The 20,131-nt window shown below is 64.5% G+C and carries 19 protein-coding genes; 12 read left to right on the forward strand and 7 right to left on the reverse strand.

Going from position 1 to position 20,131, the window contains the following annotated elements; genetic code table 11:
- On the forward strand, positions 1–195 hold a 195-nt coding region (locus tag BUE39_RS01800), incomplete at its 5' end, for an alpha/beta hydrolase-fold protein (RefSeq protein WP_268801982.1).
- A 54-nt stretch (positions 196–249) separates the two neighbouring features.
- On the opposite strand, the gene BUE39_RS01805 is transcribed toward BUE39_RS01800, so the two are convergent.
- The 4 genes from BUE39_RS01805 to BUE39_RS01820 all read right to left on the reverse strand — a co-directional run bounded on the left by BUE39_RS01805 (position 250) and on the right by BUE39_RS01820 (position 3,502).
- On the reverse strand, positions 250–1,032 hold the full coding sequence (locus tag BUE39_RS01805; RefSeq protein ID WP_073426954.1) for a metal ABC transporter permease: 783 nt from the start codon (positions 1,030–1,032) through the stop codon (positions 250–252).
- Entirely contained in the window at positions 1,025–1,948 is a 924-nt protein-coding gene (locus BUE39_RS01810) for an ABC transporter ATP-binding protein (RefSeq protein ID WP_073426955.1), read from the reverse strand. The genes BUE39_RS01805 and BUE39_RS01810 overlap by 8 nt, the downstream gene beginning before the upstream one ends.
- A complete protein-coding gene (locus BUE39_RS01815; RefSeq protein ID WP_073426956.1) occupies positions 1,945–2,925 on the reverse strand; it encodes a metal ABC transporter solute-binding protein in 981 nt (326 codons plus the stop codon). The genes BUE39_RS01810 and BUE39_RS01815 overlap by 4 nt, the downstream gene beginning before the upstream one ends.
- A gap of 100 nt (positions 2,926–3,025) precedes the next feature.
- Entirely contained in the window at positions 3,026–3,502 is a 477-nt protein-coding gene (locus tag BUE39_RS01820) for a Fur family transcriptional regulator (protein ID WP_073426957.1), read from the reverse strand.
- Positions 3,503–3,832: 330 nt separating this feature from the next.
- Here BUE39_RS01820 and BUE39_RS01825 point away from each other — a divergent pair, with 330 nt between their 5' ends.
- The 6 genes from BUE39_RS01825 to BUE39_RS01850 all read left to right on the forward strand — a co-directional run bounded on the left by BUE39_RS01825 (position 3,833) and on the right by BUE39_RS01850 (position 9,862).
- Positions 3,833–4,615, forward strand: coding sequence for an L-iditol 2-dehydrogenase (locus BUE39_RS01825; protein WP_073426958.1), 783 nt, complete (start codon positions 3,833–3,835; stop codon positions 4,613–4,615).
- 83 nt (positions 4,616–4,698) lie between these two features.
- Positions 4,699–6,021, forward strand: a complete 1,323-nt coding sequence (locus BUE39_RS01830) for an ABC transporter substrate-binding protein (RefSeq protein WP_073426959.1) — start codon at positions 4,699–4,701, stop codon at positions 6,019–6,021.
- 186 nt (positions 6,022–6,207) lie between these two features.
- Entirely contained in the window at positions 6,208–7,143 is a 936-nt protein-coding gene (locus BUE39_RS01835; protein ID WP_073426960.1) for a carbohydrate ABC transporter permease, read from the forward strand.
- 38 nt (positions 7,144–7,181) lie between these two features.
- Positions 7,182–8,015 (forward strand): carbohydrate ABC transporter permease, encoded by an 834-nt coding sequence (locus tag BUE39_RS01840; RefSeq protein ID WP_227470792.1) that lies wholly within the window; start codon positions 7,182–7,184, stop codon positions 8,013–8,015.
- Entirely contained in the window at positions 8,012–8,701 is a 690-nt protein-coding gene (locus BUE39_RS01845) for an HAD family hydrolase (RefSeq protein ID WP_073426962.1), read from the forward strand. Before BUE39_RS01840 ends, BUE39_RS01845 begins: the two co-directional genes overlap by 4 nt.
- 51 nt (positions 8,702–8,752) lie before the next feature.
- Positions 8,753–9,862, forward strand: a complete 1,110-nt coding sequence (locus tag BUE39_RS01850; RefSeq protein WP_073426963.1) for an ABC transporter ATP-binding protein — start codon at positions 8,753–8,755, stop codon at positions 9,860–9,862.
- 58 nt (positions 9,863–9,920) lie between these two features.
- On the opposite strand, the gene BUE39_RS01855 is transcribed toward BUE39_RS01850, so the two are convergent.
- The 3 genes from BUE39_RS01855 to dalD all read right to left on the reverse strand — a co-directional run bounded on the left by BUE39_RS01855 (position 9,921) and on the right by dalD (position 13,964).
- Entirely contained in the window at positions 9,921–10,868 is a 948-nt protein-coding gene (locus tag BUE39_RS01855; protein ID WP_073426964.1) for a sugar-binding transcriptional regulator, read from the reverse strand.
- A 90-nt stretch (positions 10,869–10,958) separates the two neighbouring features.
- Positions 10,959–12,440 (reverse strand): xylulokinase, encoded by a 1,482-nt coding sequence (gene xylB, locus BUE39_RS01860; protein WP_073426965.1) that lies wholly within the window; start codon positions 12,438–12,440, stop codon positions 10,959–10,961.
- 114 nt (positions 12,441–12,554) lie between these two features.
- Positions 12,555–13,964, reverse strand: coding sequence for a D-arabinitol 4-dehydrogenase (gene dalD / locus BUE39_RS01865; protein WP_073426966.1), 1,410 nt, complete (start codon positions 13,962–13,964; stop codon positions 12,555–12,557).
- A gap of 382 nt (positions 13,965–14,346) precedes the next feature.
- Between dalD and BUE39_RS01870 the strand changes: the two genes are divergently transcribed.
- The 5 genes from BUE39_RS01870 (at position 14,347) to BUE39_RS01890 (ending at position 20,113) form a co-directional block, all read left to right on the forward strand.
- Positions 14,347–15,339, forward strand: a complete 993-nt coding sequence (locus BUE39_RS01870; RefSeq protein WP_073426967.1) for an AraC family transcriptional regulator — start codon at positions 14,347–14,349, stop codon at positions 15,337–15,339.
- A gap of 109 nt (positions 15,340–15,448) precedes the next feature.
- Positions 15,449–16,402: a substrate-binding domain-containing protein gene (locus tag BUE39_RS01875; RefSeq protein ID WP_073426968.1), complete on the forward strand. Its 954-nt coding sequence runs from the start codon at positions 15,449–15,451 to the stop codon at positions 16,400–16,402.
- A 64-nt stretch (positions 16,403–16,466) separates the two neighbouring features.
- Positions 16,467–17,987 carry a sugar ABC transporter ATP-binding protein gene (locus tag BUE39_RS01880; protein ID WP_073426969.1) on the forward strand — a complete coding sequence of 507 codons (1,521 nt, stop codon included), beginning with the start codon at positions 16,467–16,469 and terminating at the stop codon, positions 17,985–17,987.
- Positions 17,974–18,981: an ABC transporter permease gene (locus tag BUE39_RS01885; protein WP_073426970.1), complete on the forward strand. Its 1,008-nt coding sequence runs from the start codon at positions 17,974–17,976 to the stop codon at positions 18,979–18,981. The genes BUE39_RS01880 and BUE39_RS01885 overlap by 14 nt, the downstream gene beginning before the upstream one ends.
- A gap of 37 nt (positions 18,982–19,018) precedes the next feature.
- Complete coding sequence (locus tag BUE39_RS01890; RefSeq protein ID WP_073426971.1) at positions 19,019–20,113, forward strand: alcohol dehydrogenase catalytic domain-containing protein; 1,095 nt, start codon at positions 19,019–19,021, stop codon at positions 20,111–20,113.
- Positions 20,114–20,131: the final 18 nt, after the last annotated feature.

The following is a 20,131-nucleotide window of genomic DNA, read 5'->3' on the forward strand; positions in this document are numbered from 1 at the left end:
ATTCTGATCGATCAGGGGCTCGCGGATCAATTCCTCGCCGAGCAACTGAATCCCGATGTGTTCGAGGCCGCCTGCAAGGCCGCGGGGCAGCCGCTCACACTGCGCCGTCATGCGGGCTACGACCACGGTTACTACTTCATCTCGACCTTCATCGAGGATCACATCGCGCATCACGCGAAGGTGCTGCTCGGCTGAAGTCCTGAGGCGATCGCGGCGGCATTCAGGTGTGTGCCGCCGCGACCCGCCAACTCAGCGCCGCATCAACAGACTCCCGCCATACACCGCCGCCGACAGCACGGTAATCCAGAAACTGGTCGGCCAATCGGTATGGAATGCCAGCGTCAATCCCAGCCACGCCTGCACCAGCGCAAACGCGGCGGCGAGCACGAGGCCGATCGAAAGCCGCGTGGTCACGTTTTGCGCCGCGGCGGCCGGACCGACCATCAGCGTGAACACCAGCAGCACGCCGACGATCTGCGTGCACGCCGCCACGGCCAGCGCGGCGATCGCCAGAAACAGCACCGACACGAGACGCAACGACACGCCCTTGGCCTCGGCCAGTTCCGGCTGCAACGAAGCGAACAGCAGCGGCCGCATGATCGCTGCGAGCGCCAGCAAACTGACGACGCCCAACGCCGCGAGCACGCCGAGCGTCGACGTATTCACGCCGAGCACGTTGCCGAACAGCAGTGCGGTGACCTGGGTCGCGTAGGCGGTGAAGAAGTGCAGAAACAGCAGGCCGAAACCGAGCGACAGCGAGAGAATCACGCCGATCGCCACATCGCGTCCGGCGAGACGCTCACCGAGCGCGCCCATGCCGACGCCCGCCGCGAGCGTGAAGCCGATCATCCCCCAGATCGGCGAAATGCCGATCAGCACGGCGCCGGTCGCGCCGGTGAAGCCGACGTGCGAAAGCGCGTGACCCGCGAAGGTTTGTCCGCGCAGCACCAGAAAATAGCCGACCACGCCCGCCAGCACCGCGACGATCCCCGACGCCGCGAACGCGTTCACCATGAAATCGTATTCAAACATCGTGCGTGTGTCCGTTGCGTGAGTCGTGCTGGTGCCCATGCGTATGCGCATGGCCGCCGTTCTCGTCGTGTTCGTGCTCGTGATCGTGCTTTTCCACTTCGACGTCGCCCGACATCACGAAGATGCGGCCGTTCACGCGCATCACGTCGATCGGCGAGCCGTAGAGGCGCGAGAGCACCGGCTTCGTGATCACTTCATCGACGGTGCCGAGCGCGGCCACGCCACTGCCGAGGTACAGCACGCGATCGAGCGCGTTCAGGAGCGGATTCAGTTCGTGCGCCGAAAACAGCACGGCGATGCCGAGTTCCTGCTGCACGCGCCGCACCAGTTCGACCACGCTCTTCTGATGATGCGGGTCGAGGCTGATCAACGGTTCGTCGAGCAGCAGCAGCCTGGGGTTGCCGAGCAGGCATTGCGCGAGCAGCAGGCGCTGCCGCTCGCCGCCCGACAGTTCCGACAACGGCCGTTCGGCCAGCTTGCGTCCGTCGACCAGATCGAGCACGCGCTCCACATCCGCGCGGGTCGCGCTGTCCGCATGCGGCAAGCCCCAGCGGTGGCCGTCGGCCGCCATCGCGACGAAATCGCGGCCGCGCACGCGGCGCCCGGCGAGCGCGCTGCGCGTCTGCGGCATGTAGCCGATCGACGCATTGCCGCGCTCGACCGGTTGCCCGAGGACGCGAATCGCGCCGTTGGCCGCCGGCACGAGGCCGAGCACGGCGCGCATCAACGTGGTCTTGCCCGCGCCGTTCGGCCCGAGCACGCCGATGAATTCGCCCTGGTTCACGACCAGACCCGTGTCGCGCAGAATCACGCGGCCGCCGAGTTCGAGCGTGACGTGCTCGAGTTCGAGCACGGGCGCGTGGGGGGCCGCGCTCGTCGATGGATTTGCCGGCGTGGCGCGGCCAGTCGGATTCATTGCGTTGTTCCTTTGACACTCGAAGCGGCTGCCGCCTTCGCGCCGCCTGCGGCCTTGCCCGTATCGCCCGCGGCGAGCGCCGCGCCCAGCGCGTCGAGCTGCTTGAGCATCCACGTCTGATAGGTGTTGCCGGTCGTTTCGGTTTCGGTGACGCTCATCGTCGGCACCTTCGATTGCTGCGCGAGCTTCAACATGCGTTGGGTCAGAGCCTCGGTTGCCTGGCTGTTATAGATCAGAACACGCACGCGCTTTTCGCGCAGATCGCGTTCGAACGCGGCGATATCGGCCGCGCTTGCTTCGGTGTCGTTCATCGTCGCCATCTGGAAGCGCAAGTTGCGCATCGTGAGGCCGATCGCATCCGACATATAGCCGAACACCGGCTCCGTTGCCGTCACCGGCACGCCGGCGTAGCGGCCATGCAGGTCGGCGACCTTCGCGTCAATCGGCTTCAGCGAATCGAGAAACTTCGCGAGGTTCGCATCGTACGCCGACTTGTGCGCCGGGTCAGCCGCGACGAGCGCTTCGCTCACCGCGCGCGCCACCTTCGGCATGGTTGCCGGGTCGTACCAGAGGTGCGGATTATCGCCGCTCTTCTTGCCGACCAGCTCGGCGGCGACGATCGTCGTGCGTTTCGTGTTCTTCGACGCGGCCAGCAATTTTGCCATCCACGGATCGTAGTCGGCGCCGTTGTAGACCACAAGGCTCGCATGCTCCAGCGCGCGCGCGGTCTTCGGGCTGGCTTCGAACAGATGCGGGTCCTGGTCCGGATTGCTCAGGATGCTCGTCACGTCGACGCGCTCGCCGCCCAGTTGACGCACCACGTCGCCGTAGAAGTTTTCGGCGGCGACTACGGGGATTTTCGTATCCGCGGCAAACGCGTTGTGGCCGAGCGCGCAGACGGCAGCGGCGGCGGCCACGTACTTCGACAGCTTCAGCGCACGGCGCGCTCCGAATAACATCGAGCCGATTTTTTTCATCGTTGTTTCCTGCTGCGTGAGAGGTGGATGGGTCAAAGGGTTTCAGGAGCGGCGAGCCGCGGCCTGGATGCCAGGGCCGCGTGCCGCGTTCGGGCGACGCTCAAGCCGGCGCGCCCGGCTGCGTCGCGCGAGCGCACACCGCGCACAAGCCGCTCAATTCGACGACCTGCCGATGCACCTCGAAGCCGTGCGCCGGCGCGCTGTGCGACAACTGTTCCGCGAGATCGTCGCCGGGAATCTCGACGGTCGCGCCGCAGCGGTCGCACATCAGGAACTGGCTGCGATGCGGCACGCCGACTTCGCAGCAGGCCACGTAGGCGTTCTTCGATTCGATCCGATGGACGAAGCCGTGCGCGAGCAGAAAGTCGAGCGCGCGGTAGACGGTGGTGGGCGGCATCCGGCCGCGTTGCGGTTCGAGCGCGGCCAGCAACTCGTAGGCGCCGACCGGCCGTTCGCTCGCGACGATCGCCGCATACACCTGACGACGCAGCGGCGTGAGCGCGAGCCCGTGCAAGGCGGCGTGCGCGTCGGCGTGCGCGAGCCGCACGGCGTGATGTTCTGCAATCGATGTAGCCATATCAGTACGGACCTCCTGACGAAGCGGCATGTCGGCGGCAACGAACCGGCAAGGTTGCGGAGCGGTGCGAGTCGGCAATGATATAACGTATCTCGAATTTTTGTCAGTCATCTGAACGTCGAGTGCGGTTTCGCATTCATTGCTCGTAGCGACATCGCTGCGGGAATCACGTCCCATGCGGTCCTGCCGCGCTGCACCATCGAAATCTCACTGCGCGCCTTGACATGACCCGGTCCGTATCCGATCATTCGATCACAAACAGAGCAATTGTTCGCGCAATGAGCGTTCGCTCACCGCGCCTCAAAAAGCGAAACGAACCGGAGACGAGCAGTGTCGGCACGATTGCAAGACAAGGTGGCCATTCTGACGGGCGCGGCAAGCGGCATCGGTGAGGCCGTGGCCCGGCGATATCTGGACGAAGGCGCGCGCTGCGTGCTGGTCGACGTGAAGCCGGCGGGCAGTTTCGGCGACGCGCTGCGCACCGCCTACGGCGATCGCGTGCTGACGGTCCGGGCCGACGTCACGCGCCGCGAAGACATCGATCGCATCGTGGCGAGCACGCTGGAGCGCTTCGGCCAGATCGACATTCTGTTCAACAACGCGGCGCTCTTCGACATGCGCCCGATCCTCGATGAATCCTGGGACGTGTTCGACCGCCTCTTCGCGGTCAACGTGAAGGGTATGTTCTTCCTGATGCAAGCCGTCGCGCAGAAGATGGTCGAGCAGGGCCACGGCGGCAAGATCCTCAATATGTCGTCGCAAGCCGGGCGGCGCGGCGAGGCGCTGGTGTCGCATTACTGCGCGACCAAGGCCGCCGTGTTGAGCTACACGCAATCCGCGGCATTGGCGCTCGCGCCGCACAAGATCAATGTGAACGGCATCGCGCCGGGCGTCGTCGATACACCGATGTGGAACGAGGTCGACGCGCTCTTCGCCCGTTACGAAAACCGGCCGCTCGGCGAGAAGAAGCGCCTCGTCGGCGAAGCGGTGCCGCTCGGGCGCATGGGTGTGCCCGACGATCTGACCGGCGCCGCGCTGTTTCTCGCCTCGGCGGATGCGGACTACATCACCGCGCAAACGCTGAACGTCGACGGCGGCAACTGGATGAGCTGAAGCACGGCCCTTCATCGCCGCCTTCACACGAATTTCGTCGAATAAACGCAGCATCACATAACGTACGAGAAAGGAGACAACACATGAAACCAGCCCTCAAATCCGCGCTAAAAGCGGCCAGCGCCGGCGCTATCGCCTGCTTCGCGCTGAGCGCGTCGGCGGCCACGGTGACGATCGCGACGCTGAACAATCCCGACATGATCGAGCTGAAGAAGCTCTCGCCCGCGTTCGAGAAAGCCAACCCCGACATCAAGCTGAACTGGGTGATTCTCGAGGAAAACGTGCTGCGCCAGCGCGCCACCACCGACATCACGACCGGCAGCGGCCAGTTCGACGTGATGACGATCGGCGCGTATGAAACGCCGCAATGGGGCAAGCGCGGCTGGCTCACGCCGCTCACGAACCTGCCTGCGGATTACGATCTGAACGACGTCGTGAAGACGGCCCGCGACGGCCTTTCCAGCGGCGGCCAGTTGTACGCGCTGCCGTTCTATGTGGAAAGCTCGATGACGTATTACCGCAAGGACCTGTTCGCGGCGAAGGGCCTGAAGATGCCCGATCAGCCGACCTACGAGCAGATCTCCCAATTCGCCGACAAGCTCACCGACAAGCCCAACGGCATCTACGGCATCTGCCTGCGCGGCAAGGCGGGCTGGGGCGAGAACATGGCCTACGGCACGACGGTGGTGAACACCTTCGGCGGCCGCTGGTTCGACGAAAAGTGGAACGCGCAACTGACCTCGCCGGAATGGAAGAAGGCGATCAGCTTCTACGTCGACCTGCTGAAGAAAAACGGCCCGCCCGGAGCGAGCTCGAACGGCTTCAACGAAAATCTCACGCTGATGTCGTCGGGTAAATGCGCGATGTGGATCGACGCCACGGTCGCCGCCGGCATGCTGTACAACAAGCAGCAATCGCAGATCGCGGACAAGGTCGGCTTTGCCGCCGCGCCGGTCGCCGTCACGCCGAAGGGTTCGCATTGGCTGTGGGCGTGGGCGCTGGCGATTCCCAAGTCGTCGAAGCAAACCGACGCGGCGAAGAAGTTCATCACGTGGGCCACCTCGAAGCAGTACATCGAACTGGTCGCGAAAGACGAAGGCTGGGCCTCGGTGCCGCCGGGAACGCGCCAGTCCACGTATGCGCGCCCCGAGTACAAGCAGGCCGCGCCGTTCGGCGACTTCGTGCTGAAGGCGATCGAAACGGCCGACCCGGAACATCCGACGGCGAAGCCGGTGCCGTACACGGGTGTGCAGTTCGTCGGAATTCCCGAGTTCCAGTCGTTCGGCACGGTGGTCGGTCAGAGCATCTCGGGTGCGATCGCCGGTCAGATGACGGTCGATCAGGCGCTCGCCGCCGGCCAGGCCACCGCGGATCGCGCGGTGAAACAGGCCGGTTATCAGAAGTAAGTCACTGAGGTCAGTCACTGACTTCCCGTGGCACGCGCCGGCTGACGCCCGTCAGCCGGCTCACGCAGCACAGCGGGCCGTCCTTGCCGCGCACGCGCCGCGACAGCGCTTTCAAATCGCGGTAGCCGAACGCGGTTCAGGCCGCCAGGGCCGACGTCCCGCGCATTACCGAACAGGTGGTCAATCATGCGTCCTCTGCGCCTGCCTCTCATGTCCGCGCATCCCCAGACGGAAAAAGAACGCGAAGTCCGCAAAGCCAATTCCGCCCGCTGGCTGGTTTCGCCCTCGGTCGCGGTGCTGGTGCTGTGGATGGCGATTCCGCTCGCGATGACGATCTGGTTTTCGTTCTCGCGCTACAACCTGCTGAACCCGGACCTGAAGGGTTTTGCCGGTTTCGACAACTACAAATATCTGGCCAGCGATCCGTCGTTCGGCCCCTCGATCGGACACACGCTCGAGTTGATCGTCGCGGTGCTGGTGATCACGGTGGTCGGCGGGGTGCTGATGGCGATCCTGTTCGACCGCAAGTTCTACGGCCAGGGCGTGGCGCGGCTGCTCGCGATCGCGCCGTTCTTCGTGATGCCGACGGTCAGCGCGCTGATCTGGAAGAACATGATCCTGCATCCGGTGTACGGACTGATCGCGGACGGCATGCGCGCACTCGGCATGCAGCCGATCGACTGGTTCGCCGAGTATCCGTTGACGGCCGTGATCATGATCGTCGCGTGGCAGTGGCTGCCGTTCGCGTTCCTGATTCTGTTCACCGCGATCCAGTCGCTCGATCAGGAGCAGAAGGAAGCGGCGCGCATCGACGGCGCCGGTCCGTTCTCGATGTTCTTCTACATCACGCTGCCCCACCTGAAACGGGCGATAGCGGTGGTGGTGATGATGGAGACGATTTTCCTGCTGTCGATCTTCGCTGAAATCTATACGACCACGGGCGGCGGTCCGGGCACCGCGACCACCAATCTGTCGTACCTGATCTATTCGCTCGGCCTGCAACAGTTCGACGTCGGTCTCGCCTCGGCGGGCGGCATTCTCGCCGTCGTGCTGGCCAATATCGTGTCGTTCTTCCTCGTGCGGATGCTCGCGAAGAACCTGAAAGGGGAGTACGAAAAATGAGCCAGGTTGCCTCCACTCCGGCGTCGAGCGCGACGCCCATGACCGTGCCGGCCAGGTCGCCGTTCGCCGCGATTCGCCGCGGCATTCCCGGCGTGATCGCCTGGCTGGTCGCGCTGCTGCTGTTCTTTCCGATCTTCTGGATGACGATCACCGCATTCAAGACCGAACAGCAGGCGTATTCGTCGTCGCTATTCTTCATCCCGACGCTCGACAGCTTCCGCGAGGTGTTCGCGCGCAGCAATTACTTTTCGTTCGCGTGGAATTCGATCCTGATCTCGGCGGGCGTCACGGTGCTGTGCCTGATTCTCGCCGTGCCGGCCGCCTATGCGATGGCGTTCTTTCCGACGCGCCGCACGCAGAAAGTGCTGCTGTGGATGCTGTCGACCAAGATGATGCCGTCGGTCGGCGTGCTGGTGCCGATCTATCTGCTGTGGAAGAACAGCGGCTTGCTCGATACGGTGTCGGGTCTCGTGATCGTCTACACGCTGATCAATCTGCCGATCGCGGTGTGGATGTCGTTCACGTACTTCGCCGAGATTCCGCGCGACATTCTCGAAGCCGGACGCATCGACGGCGCCGCGACGTGGCAGGAGATCGTCTATCTGCTGATGCCGATGGCGTTGCCCGGACTCGCCTCCACCGCGCTGCTGCTCGTGATCCTGTCGTGGAACGAAGCGTTCTGGAGCATCAATCTATCGAGTTCGAGCGCGGCGCCGCTGACCGTGTTCATCGCCTCGTACTCGAGTCCTGAAGGCCTGTTCTGGGCCAAGCTGTCCGCCGCCTCGCTGCTCGCGGTCGCGCCGATCCTGATCGTCGGCTGGTTGTCGCAAAAGCAACTGGTGCGCGGTCTCACCTTCGGGGCGGTCAAATGACGGCAGGCAATCTCGCCCTGATCTGCGATTGCGACGGCGTGTTGATCGACAGCGAAGCCGTGGCGGCGCGCATGCTGGTGCACGAACTCGAAGCCCGCTGGCCGGGCAGCGACGTCGAGCCGGTCGTGCTGCCGCTGCTCGGCTTGCGCATCGAGAGAGTGTTGCAAGGCACGGCGACGCAGCTCGGCAAAAGTCTCACCGTCGAGGACATCGACGCGATTCGCCGCGCGGTGGAAGCGGCGGCGATGCAGGCGAGCGCGGTCGAAGGCATCGTGGCCGCGCTCGGCCAGGTGCCGCTCATCAAGGGGTGCGCGAGCAATAGTTACCGCCCCTACGTGGAAGCCGTGCTGGCGCGCACCGGCCTCGTGACGTTTTTCGGCGACCGTCTTTTTTGCGCCGATGCGGTGCCCAATCCGAAGCCCGCGCCCGATGTCTATCTCGCGGCGGCGCAAGGCCTGGGCCTCGCGCCATCCGCGTGCCTCGTGGTGGAGGACAGCGTCACCGGCGTGACGGCGGCGAGCGCGGCGGGCATGACGGTGCTCGGTTTCATCGGCGGCGGCCACGCGAGCGAGGCGCAGATCGACAAGCTGCACGCAGCGGGCGCGCGCCACGTATTCGACGACATGCGGCAGTTGCCCGAACTGGTCGCGCAATGGACGCTGAGCGCGACGGCGGCGGCGCCGTAAGCGCGCTTCATCAACGCATAAGCAACACACAGCATGACACGGAGACACATCATGGCAAGCGTAACTCTGCGCAACATCAGAAAGGCTTACGACGACAACGAGGTGATGCGCGACATCAACCTCGACATCGCGGACGGCGAGTTCGTCGTGTTCGTGGGCCCGAGCGGTTGCGGTAAATCGACGCTGATGCGAATGATCGCCGGCCTCGAGGACATCAGCGGCGGCGATCTCACCATCGACGGCACGCGCATGAACGACGTGCCGCCCGCCAAGCGCGGCATCGCGATGGTGTTCCAGTCGTACGCGCTGTATCCGCACATGACGCTGTACGACAACATGGCGTTCGGCCTGAAGCTCGCCGGCACCAAAAAGCCGGAAATCGACGCGGCCGTGCGCAACGCGGCGAAGATCCTGCACATCGACCATCTGCTCGATCGCAAGCCCAAGCAGCTTTCCGGCGGCCAACGCCAGCGCGTGGCGATCGGCCGCGCGATCACGCGCAAGCCGAAAGTGTTCCTGTTCGACGAACCGCTGTCGAACCTCGACGCCGCATTGCGCGTGAAGATGCGCCTCGAATTCGCGCGCCTGCACGACGAACTCAAGACCACGATGATTTACGTGACGCACGATCAGGTCGAAGCGATGACGCTGGCCGACAAGATCGTCGTGCTGTCGGCGGGCAATCTGGAACAGGTCGGCAGCCCGACGATGCTGTATCACGCGCCCGCTAATCGCTTCGTCGCGGGTTTCATCGGCTCGCCGAAGATGAATTTCATGGAAGGCATCGTACAGTCGGTCGCGCACGACGGCGTGACGGTGCTGTACGAAACCGGCGAGACGCAGCGCGTCGCGGTGGAGCCGGCCTCGGTCAAGCAGGGCGACAAGGTGACGGTCGGCATTCGCCCCGAGCATCTGCACGTCGGCACGACCGAAGACGGCGTGTCGGCGCGCACGATGGCGGTCGAATCGCTCGGCGACGCGGCCTATCTGTACGCGGAGTCGAGCGTCGCGCCGGACGGCCTGATCGCGCGGATTCCGCCGCTCGAACGGCAGTCGAAAGGCGCGGTGCAGAAACTCGGCGCGACGCCGGAACACTGTCATCTGTTCGACAGCGAAGGCAAGGCGTTCCAGCGCAAGATCGTGGAAGTGCTGGCCGCGTGACGACGGGGACGGCGGCGTTCGCGCCGCTGCCTTGGCCACGTTTGGCCGACAACGGCGCTCAGGCTTCGAGCGCCGCCCGCGCGCACAACTCGTCGGTGACGAGTCCCGAGAGCCAGCCGCCCTTGAGCACCGCGATCACCGCTTCGCGCTTGCGCGCGCCGCCGGCAAAGCCGATGGTCGGACGGCGCGGCGGCGAATCGAGCGGGATGCTCGTCACGCGCCGGCCGGTCGGCGATTCGACATGCGCGCCGCTGGCGTCGATCGTGAGGCCGAGCATTTCGGCCACCGCGCCGTTGCGCATCAACTCCTTCACTTCCGCCGACGTGATGAAGCCGTCCACGTGCAGCGGACATTTCGGCCCGATATCGCCGATGCCGACGAACGCGACATCCGCTTTGGCCGACAGCGATTCGACGATGCGATAGAGCCGGTGATTGCACCATTGCGCGCGCTCGGCCTCGCTATCGGCGAGCAACGGCGCGGGCAGCAGAAAGTGCTTGCCGCCGGTCTTCTCCGAAATGTGCAGCGCGACGTCATAGCGGTTCGAGGAGCCGTCCGAAGCGATCGCCCCGACCATCGACACCAGCCTGTGCTGCGGACGGTCGAGCTGCGCGATCTGATCGACCGCGGCCTTCAGCGTCCGGCCGCTGCTCACCGCGACCACCATCGGTTTTTCCGCGCTGAGATAGCGCTCCATGACCTGCGCGCCGGCCACCGCGAGCTTGCGGTCCACTTCCTCGGACGTATCGCTGTCGACCGGCACCACTTCGCACATGGAGAGGCCGTAGCGCTTCGACAGTTGATCGGCGAGCGCGAGGCAATCGGCCAGTTGGTGATCGACGCGCACGCGAATCAGATTCTTTTCCACCGCGAAGGCGACCAGCCGCTGCGCGACCGGGCGCGACACCTGCAACTTTTCGGCGATCTCGTTCTGGGTATTGCCGGCGACGTAGTAGAGCCACGCGGCGCGGGTAGCAAGATCTAATTTTTCTGTGGACTTGGGCACGGTGAGGTTCTGCTTGAAGTGCGCCGATGATAGCAGCCGGTCCTCGCGTGTTAACGGGAACAGGCGGAGAACCGGCTGCGCCGGCGTCGCTTACGCGAGCCGCTGACGCGCGGGGTCGAACAGCGGCCGCACATGGCGGTACAGCGCGCGATACGCGTCGAGCCGTGCGCGCAGTTCCGCGTGACGGCGCGGGTTCGGCGTGAACTCCTTTTCGATCGGCGGTTTGGCGAGCACCTTGTCCGGGTCGCCGCCCGCGGCCAGCCAGCCCAGGCGTGCCGCGCCGAGCGCCGCGCCGGTTTCGCCGCCGCCGTGCTTGCGGGTAGCGGTGTCGAGCGCATCGGCGAGCAGTTGCGCCCAGTAATCGCTGCGCGCGCCACCGCCGAGCAGCGAGAGCGCCTTCGCTTCGGTGCCGGCCGCGCGCAGCGCGTCGAGGCCGTCGGTGAGCGCGAGGGTCACGCCTTCGAGCACCGCGTAGCCGAGCAGGGCGCGGTCGGTCGCGTGAGTCATGCCGAAGAACACGCCCTGCGCGTACGGGTCGTTGTGCGGCGTGCGTTCACCGGAGAGGTAGGGCAGAAAGAGCGGCGCGGTGTTCAACGCGTCGGCGGGCAGCGCCTCGATTTCGGCGAGCAGGGTGGGTTCGTCGGTGGAAGTGAGCTTGCAGACCCAGCGCAGGCAACTCGCCGCCGACAGCACCACGCTCATCTGATGCCAGCGATCGGGAATCGCGTGACAGAACGCATGCACCGCCGAGGACGGATTCGGCCTGAAGCTGTCGCCGACCACGCATAGCACGCCTGACGTGCCGAGCGACACGAAGCCGTCGCCCGGTTGCGTCGCGCCGATGCCGATCGCGCTCGTGGCGTTGTCGCCGCCGCCCGCCGCGACGACCACGCCGTCGCTCAAGCCGAACTCGCGCGCCACCTCGGGCAGCAGCGTGCCGGACGGCTCGCTGCCTTCGGCGAGCTTCGGCATCTGCGCGCGCGTCATGTCGCAGGCGGCGAGCAGCGAGTCGGACCAGTCGCGTTTGGCGACGTCGAGCCACAGGGTGCCGGCCGCATCCGAGGGATCGGATACCTTGCCGCCGGTCAGTTGCAGACGCAGGTAATCTTTCGGCAGCAGCACGCAGGCGGTTTGCGCGAAGATCTCGGGCTCGTGGCGCGCGACCCACAGCAGCTTCGGCGCGGTGAAGCCCGGCATCGCGAGATTGCCCGCCACGCTGTGCAGTTGCGGCGCACGCCCGGTCAGTTCCGCGCATTCCTTGTCGCTGCGCATGTCGTTCCACAAGATCGCGGGACGCAGCACGCGGTCTTGCGCATCCAGCAGCACCGCGCCGTGCATCTGGCCCGACAGGCCGATGCCGCGAATCTCCGCGAACTCGTCGGGATGTTTGGCGCGCAACGCGGCGAGCGCGGCGCGCGTGCCGGCCCACCAGTCCTCGGGATTCTGCTCGGACCAGCGCTGATGCGGGCGCGAAACGGTAAACGGGGAGCCTGCCGTGCCGATCACGCGTCCATTGGAGGCGAGCAGCAGGACTTTCACTTCGGACGTGCCGAGGTCGATGCCGAGATACATGGGCGCGGAACCTTCGTCGTTAGGGATGCGCTACTTTAGCCGCACATCGCGCACGGTGCCATGCGCGTTATGCCTGAGTGCGGGATATTCAAGCGGATTGTTCGAGCGCGATGTTCAGGCCGCGCCGCGTTTGGCCAGCCACACGTCGACGCGCGCGAGCGCGCCCGCCAGCGCCGATTCCAGTTCGGGCGTCTGCGCCATGCTGCCCCACAGCAGCCGGTCGGCGGCGAACGCCTGCAACGGATCGGGCGCCGCGAAGAAGCCGCGCGCGACGCGCTCGTCCATCACGCCGTCCTGATACGCGTAGGGCAGCTTGCCGGCTTGCCAGCGATCGAGAAAGCGGAAGAACAGCGCCGGCAGCATTGCCGTGGCCGCGGGCGTGACGCCGCGCTCGAAACATTCGGCCAGCGTCGGCGCGATAAAGCCGGGCAGCTTCGAAAAGCCGTCGGCCGCGACACGCTGATTGGTGTCCTGGATATACGGATTGCCGAAGCGCTCGAGCACCACGTCGCGATAACGTTCGAGATCGAGCGGACTCGGCGTGAGACACGGAATCACGTCTTCGGTGACGTAATCGAACGCGAACTTCTGGATGTCCGCGTCGAGCGTGCCTTCGTGAATGTAGTTCAGCCCGACCAGCGTGCCCGCCCACGCAATGCAGCTATGCGTCGCGTTGAGAATGCGGATCTTCGCTTCCTCGTAGGGCAGCACCGAGTCCACGAGTTCCGCGCCGACCTTTTCCCAAGCCGGCCGTCCCGCGATGAAGCGGTCTTCGATCACCCACTGAATGAACGCTTCGCCCATCACCGGGCAGGCGTCGTCGACGCCGGTCGCGGCCTTGACGCGTTCGCGCACGTCCGGCGTGGGACGCGGCGTGATGCGGTCGACCATCGAGCTCGGCGAGGCGGTGTTGTCGTCGAACCATCGCGCCAGTTCGTTCGCGCCGCGCCGTTCGAGAAACTCGCTCATGCCGGCGTGAAAGCGCTCGCCGTTGCTGCGCAGGTTGTCGCAAGTCTGCAATGTGACGGGACCGGCGCCGCGCTTCATGCGCGCGTCGAGAATCGCCGCGAGCGCGCCGTAGATGGTGGTGTGGCCGCCCTTGAGATCGGTGGCGAGATCGGGATTGGCGGTATCGAGCTTGTGGTGCTCGTCGAGGTAATAACCGCCCTCGGTGACCGTGAACGAAATGATCTTGCAGGCCGGGTCGGCGCCCGCTTCGATTAGCGCGTCGAGGCTTTCGGTCCACGGCACCACACGCTCGATCGAACGAATCGTTTCATACGCGCGCTCGCCCTGCGGCGTGACGGTTTCGAGCGTGTAGACGCCGTCTTGCGCCGCGAGCGCTTCGAGCACCGCATTCATGTCGCCGCGAATATTGCCCACCGCCAGCGACCAGTGCGGCTCGCCCGCCACGTTCGCTTCGTTCAAACGATGCAGATACCACGCCTGATGCGCGCGATGAAACGATCCCGCGCCGATGTGGAGGATCACGTGTGCGGCCGCGCCGCCTTGCCCGCTGTTCATGTGCGTCTCCTGAATGCCTTGACTCGCACGGCTTGCGCGTGCGTTTTTTCTCTGGATGGAGCATTTGCTCTTACTGTGAACGAATGATCGTATCCGCCGAAACGAAAGTCAAGGCGAGCTCGCAGGGTTTTCGTGGCGCAGCGCGGCGTGGCAGTGCGTTCCGGCATGCGTGACGATGCGTCGTCGCATGATGGGAACGCGTTGCCCCGTGTATTGCGTTGCATCAAATTTGACGCGAACCGGGTCGGGACTAACCCGAATGCAAAAAAGTATCGGTCCGCGGTTTCATTTTTAGTGGTGGATAACGCCATTGAAGGCTACTTTTCGCTATACAAGACGAAGACCCGCGGCGCGATCACAAGCCGCTTCATGGAGGCAGACAGTGCAACCCGATCTCGAGATCGTGGCCGTACGCCGCGACGAATCCTTCAAGGTGTGGTCGCATGGCTATCCGTATCGCACGGTGCGCTGGCACTTTCACCCGGAGTACGAGATTCATCTGATCGTCGCGACCACCGGCAAGATGTTCGTCGGCGACCATATCAGCAGCTTCGCGCCCGGCAACCTCGTGTTGATGGGGCCGAACCTGCCGCACAACTGGGTGAGCGACGTGCCGCAAGGCGAGACGATCGCGCAGCGCAATCTGGTCGTGCAATTCGGGCAGGAGTTCGTGTCGAGCTGCGTCGACAGTTTTCCGGAGTGGCGTCAGGTCGAAGCGCTGCTGGCCGACTCGCGCCGCGGCGTGTCGTTCGGCGCGACGACGAGCGCGGTGATCCAGCCGCTCTTTCTGGAATTGCTGGCGGCGCGCGGGCTGCGCCGTCTGGTGCTGTTCATGTCGATGCTCGAAATCCTCGTGAGCGCCGAGGATCGCGAGACGCTCGCCAGCCCCGCGTATCAGGCGGACCCCACGGGTTTCGCGTCGACCCGCATCAATCACGTGCTCTCTTATATCGGCAAGAACCTCGCGGGCGAATTGCGCGAATCCGACCTCGCGCAACTGGCGGGGCAGAGCGTGAGCGCATTCTCGCGTTACTTCCGCCGTCATACGGGCTTGCCTTTCGTGCAGTACGTGAACCGCATGCGCATCAACCTCGCATGCCAACTGCTGACGGACGAAGACCTGAGCGTCACCGAGATCTGCTTCAAGGCGGGCTTCAACAACCTGTCGAATTTCAACCGGCAGTTCCTTGCCGTGAAGGGCATGGCGCCCTCGAAGTTTCGCCGCTATCAGCAACTGAACGGCGCGAGCCGCGACGCTTCCGAGGAAGCCGCCGCGCGCGGCGTGGGCATCGACGACGCCGTGCCCGCGATCGTGCTCGCGCCGGGTTTGCCGCGCAGCGCCGCCGCTTATCCCCCCAACCTGGCACCCACGTAGCATTTCCGGCCTCGAGCCGAGGCGTTTCACCGACCCGCGTTGCAAACACGTATCGCGCTGTCTTTCGACAGCGTGAGGGACGTGCTCATTTTTAAAAACGGAGACAACCATGACGCAATCCAATTCGAAGCAGGCATCGTTGAAGACCCTCGCGCGCCGCACGGCCGCGGTGACGGCGCTTGCGGTCGGTCTGTCGTTCATCGCCGCGCCGGCGGCGCAGGCCGCGCCGCTGAAAATCGGCATGACGTTCCAGGAGATGAACAATCCGTACTTCGTGACGATGCAAAAAGCGCTGAACGACGCGGCTGCGTCGATGGGCGCGACGGTGGTCGTCACCGACGCGCATCACGACGTCAGCAAGCAGGTCAGCGACGTGGAGGACATGCTGCAAAAGAAGATCGACATCCTGCTCGTGAATCCGACCGATTCGACCGGCATTCAATCGGCGGTGACGTCGGCGAAAAAGGCGGGCGTGGTGGTGGTCGCCGTGGATGCGAACGCGAACGGTCCGGTCGATTCATTCGTCGGCTCGAAGAACTTCGACGCCGGGGTGATGGCTTGCGAGTATCTGGCGAAGTCGATCGGCGGCAGCGGCGAAGTGGCGATTCTCGACGGCATTCCGGTGGTGCCGATTCTCGAACGGGTGCGCGGCTGCAAGGCGGCGCTCGCCAGGAGTCCCGGCGTCAAGCTCGTGGATACGCAGAACGGCAAGCAGGAACGCGCGACGGCCTTGTCCGTCACCGAGAACATGATTCAGGCGCATCCGAACCTGAAGGGCGTGTTCAGCGTGAACGACGGCGGCTCGATGGGCGCGCTCTCGGCGATCGAAGCATCGGGTAAGGACATCAAGCTGACGAGCGTCGACGGTGCGCCCGAAGCGATTGCCGCGATCCAGAAGCCGAATTCGAAGTTCGTCGAAACGTCCGCGCAATTCCCCGCCGACCAGGTGCGCATCGCGCTCGGCGTCGCGCTCGCGAAGAAGTGGGGCGCCAATGTGCCGAAAGCGATTCCGGTCGACGTGAAGATGGTCGACAAGAGCAACGCCAAGGGTTTCAGCTGGTAAGGCGAAGGCTCGCCGCCGTGCCGCGTTCGAATGGGCGCGTCGGCGAGCCGTGAAGGAGGACCCGATGGACACGATACTCAAGCTCGAACACATCAGCAAAAGTTTTCCCGGCGTGAAGGCGCTGCAAGACATTCACCTGGAGATCGCGCGCGGCGAGATTCACGCGTTGCTCGGCGAGAACGGCGCGGGCAAGTCGACGTTGATGAAAATCCTGTGCGGCATCTATCAGCCGGACGAAGGCACGATCACGATCGACGGCGCCGCGCGCCACTTCACGAATTATCACGACGCGGTGGCTGCGGGCGTCGGCATCGTGTTTCAGGAGTTCAGCCTGATTCCGTATCTGAACGCGGTGGAGAACATGTTTCTCGGCCGCGAGTTGAGAAACGGCTTGGGCCTTCTGGAGCGCGGCAAGATGCGGCGCACGGCGGCGGCGATCTTTCAGCGGCTCGGCGTGGCGATCGATCTGTCGGTGCCGATTCGCGAGCTGTCGGTGGCGCAGCAGCAGTTCGTCGAAATCGGCAAGGCGTTGTCGCTGGAAGCGCGCATTCTGATTCTCGACGAACCCACCGCGACGCTCACGCCCGCGGAAGCCGAGCATCTGTTCGCGATCATGCGCGACCTGAAGAAGCAGGGCGTGGCAATGATCTTCATCTCGCATCATCTGGAAGAGATCTTTGAAGTGTGCGATCGCATTACCGTGCTGCGCGACGGTCAGTACGTCGGCATGACGGAGGTCGCGCAATCCGATGTGAGCCGGCTCGTCGAGATGATGGTGGGCCGCCGCATCGAAAACAGCTTTCCGCCGAAGCCGCCGCTCGCCGCCGATGCGAAAACCGTGCTCCAGGTCGACAAGCTGCAACTGCGCAAAGACAGTCCGGTGCTGAGTTTCGATTTGCGTGAAGGCGAGATTCTCGGCTTCGCGGGACTGGTCGGCTCGGGGCGCACCGAAACCGCGCTCGCCGTGATCGGCGCGGACGCGGCCTACGTGAAGGAGATTCGCATCAACGGCACGGCCGCGAAGCTGTCCGATCCGGCCGACGCATTGCGCGCCGGCGTCGGCATTCTGCCGGAGAGCCGCAAGACCGAAGGGCTGATCACCGATTTCTCGATCAAGCAGAACATCTCGATCAACAACCTCGGCAAATATCGCTCGCTGCGTTTTTTCATCGACCAGCGCAGCGAAGCGCGCGCGACCGCCGACATCATGAAACGCGTGGGCGTCAAGGCGCCGACCATGCACACCGAAGTCGCGACGCTCTCGGGCGGCAATCAGCAGAAGGTGGTGATCGCGCGCTGGCTGAACCACCACACCAACATCCTGATCTTCGACGAACCCACGCGCGGCATCGACGTCGGCGCGAAAGCCGAAATCTATCTGCTGATGCGCGAACTCACCGCGCGCGGCTATTCGATCATCATGATCTCGTCCGAATTGCCGGAGATCGTCGGCATGTGCGACCGCGTCGCCGTGTTCCGCCAGGGCCGCATCGAAGCCATGCTCGAAGGCGACCAGATCGACTCGAACGCCGTGATGACCTATGCAACAGCCGGCACCCGTGGAGCAAGCCATGAACTCGCCTAATCCTTCTTCCTCGCCGAAAACGTCCACCGTCAGCGGGGGCGTCCCCGGTGCGCCGCTGCGTTTCAGTTGGGCCGCGTTGAAGCGCTCGACGCTGTTCTATCCGTTCGTCGGCCTGGTGGCGGTGTGCATCGTGATGGTGTTCGCGAGCGATAGTTTTCTCTCCGGCGCGAATCTGGAGAACGTGCTGCGCCAGGTGTCGATCAACGCGATCATCGCCGTGGGCATGACCTGCGTGATTCTGACCGGCGGCATCGACCTTTCCGTGGGTTCGGTGATGGCTTTATCGGGCACGCTCGCCGCCGGCCTGATGGTGGCCGGCATGAATGCGGTGGCGGCGCTTGCGATCGGCGTCGCGGTCGGTCTCGGCTTTGGCGCGGCCAACGGTTTCTTCGTCGCGTTCGCCGGCATGCCGCCCATCATCGTCACGCTGGCGACGATGGGCATCGCCCGCGGCCTCGCGCTGATCTACACGGGCGGTTATCCGATCGACGGCTTGCCCGACTGGGTCAGCTTCTTCGGCAGCGGCAAGATTGTCGGCATTCAGGCGCCGGTCGTGATCATGGCGGTGATCTACGCGATCGCCTGGGTGTTGCTCGAACGCATGCCGTTCGGCCGCTACGTGTATGCGATCGGCGGCAACGAACAGGCGACGCGTCTGTCCGGCGTGCGCGTGGCGCGCGTGAAGCTGATCGTCTACACGATCGCCGGCTTGACCTCCGCGTTCGCCGCGATCGTGCTGACCGCGCGTTTGATGAGCGGCCAGCCGAACGCGGGCGTGGGTTTCGAGCTCGACGCCATCGCGGCGGTGGTGATGGGCGGCACCTCGATTTCCGGCGGACGCGGCTCGATCATCGGCACGTTGATCGGCGCGCTGCTGCTCGGCGTATTGAACAACGGCCTGAACATGGTCGGCGTGAATCCGTACGTGCAGAACGTGATCAAGGGCGGAATCATTCTGCTCGCGATCTACATCAGCCGCGACCGCAGAAAATAACTCTCCACTGACTTTCTCTTTCAAGCAGGACCACGCAATGACTCAATCCACTCAAGCTGACAAGCAGAGCATGACGGCCATCGTCTGTCATGCGCCGAAAGACTATCGGGTCGAACAGGTGGCGAAGCCCAAGGCGCGCGCGCATGAACTGGTGATCCGCATCGCCGCGTGCGGCATTTGCGCGAGCGACTGCAAATGCCATTCGGGCGCGAAGATGTTCTGGGGCGGCCCGAGCCCGTGGGTGAAAGCGCCGGTGATTCCTGGGCACGAATTCTTCGGCTTCGTCGAGGAGATCGGCGAAGGCGCGGCCGCGCACTTCGGCGTGAAGCCCGGCGACCGCGTGATCGCCGAGCAGATCGTGCCCTGCGGCAAGTGCCGTTACTGCAAGTCCGGCCAATACTGGATGTGCGAGGTGCACAACATCTTCGGCTTTCAGCGCGAAGTCGCGGACGGCGGCATGGCCGAATACATGCGCATTCCGCCGACCGCGATCGTCCACAAGATTCCCGACGGCATCTCGCTCGAAGACGCGGCGATCATCGAACCGCTCGCCTGCGCGATTCACACGGTCAATCGCGGCGATGTGCAGCTCGACGACGTGGTGGTGATCGCGGGCGCCGGACCGCTCGGCCTGATGATGACGCAAGTCGCGCATCTGAAAACGCCGAAGAAGCTCGTCGTGATCGATCTGGTGGAAGAGCGCCTCGCGCTCGCGCGCGAGTACGGCGCCGACGTGACGATCAATCCGAAGCAGGACGACGCGCTCGCGATCATCCATTCGCTCACTGACGGCTACGGTTGCGATGTGTACATCGAGACCACCGGCGCGCCGGTCGGCGTGAACCAGGGCATGGACCTGATTCGCAAGCTCGGGCGCTTCGTCGAGTTTTCGGTGTTCGGCGCGGATACCACGCTAGACTGGTCGGTGATCGGCGATCGCAAGGAACTCGACGTGCGCGGCGCGCATCTTGGACCCTACTGTTATCCGATCGCAATCGATCTGCTGGCGCGCGGACTCGTCACCTCGAAGGGCATCGTCACGCACGGCTTTTCGTTGGAGGAATGGGAGGAGGCGATCAAGGTCGCCGACTCGCTCGATTCGATCAAGGTATTGATGAAGCCGCGCGCCTGAACGTTCACAGCATCGAGC

The sequence above is a fragment of the Paraburkholderia terricola genome (assembly GCF_900142195.1).
GTDB lineage: Bacteria > Pseudomonadota > Gammaproteobacteria > Burkholderiales > Burkholderiaceae > Paraburkholderia > Paraburkholderia terricola.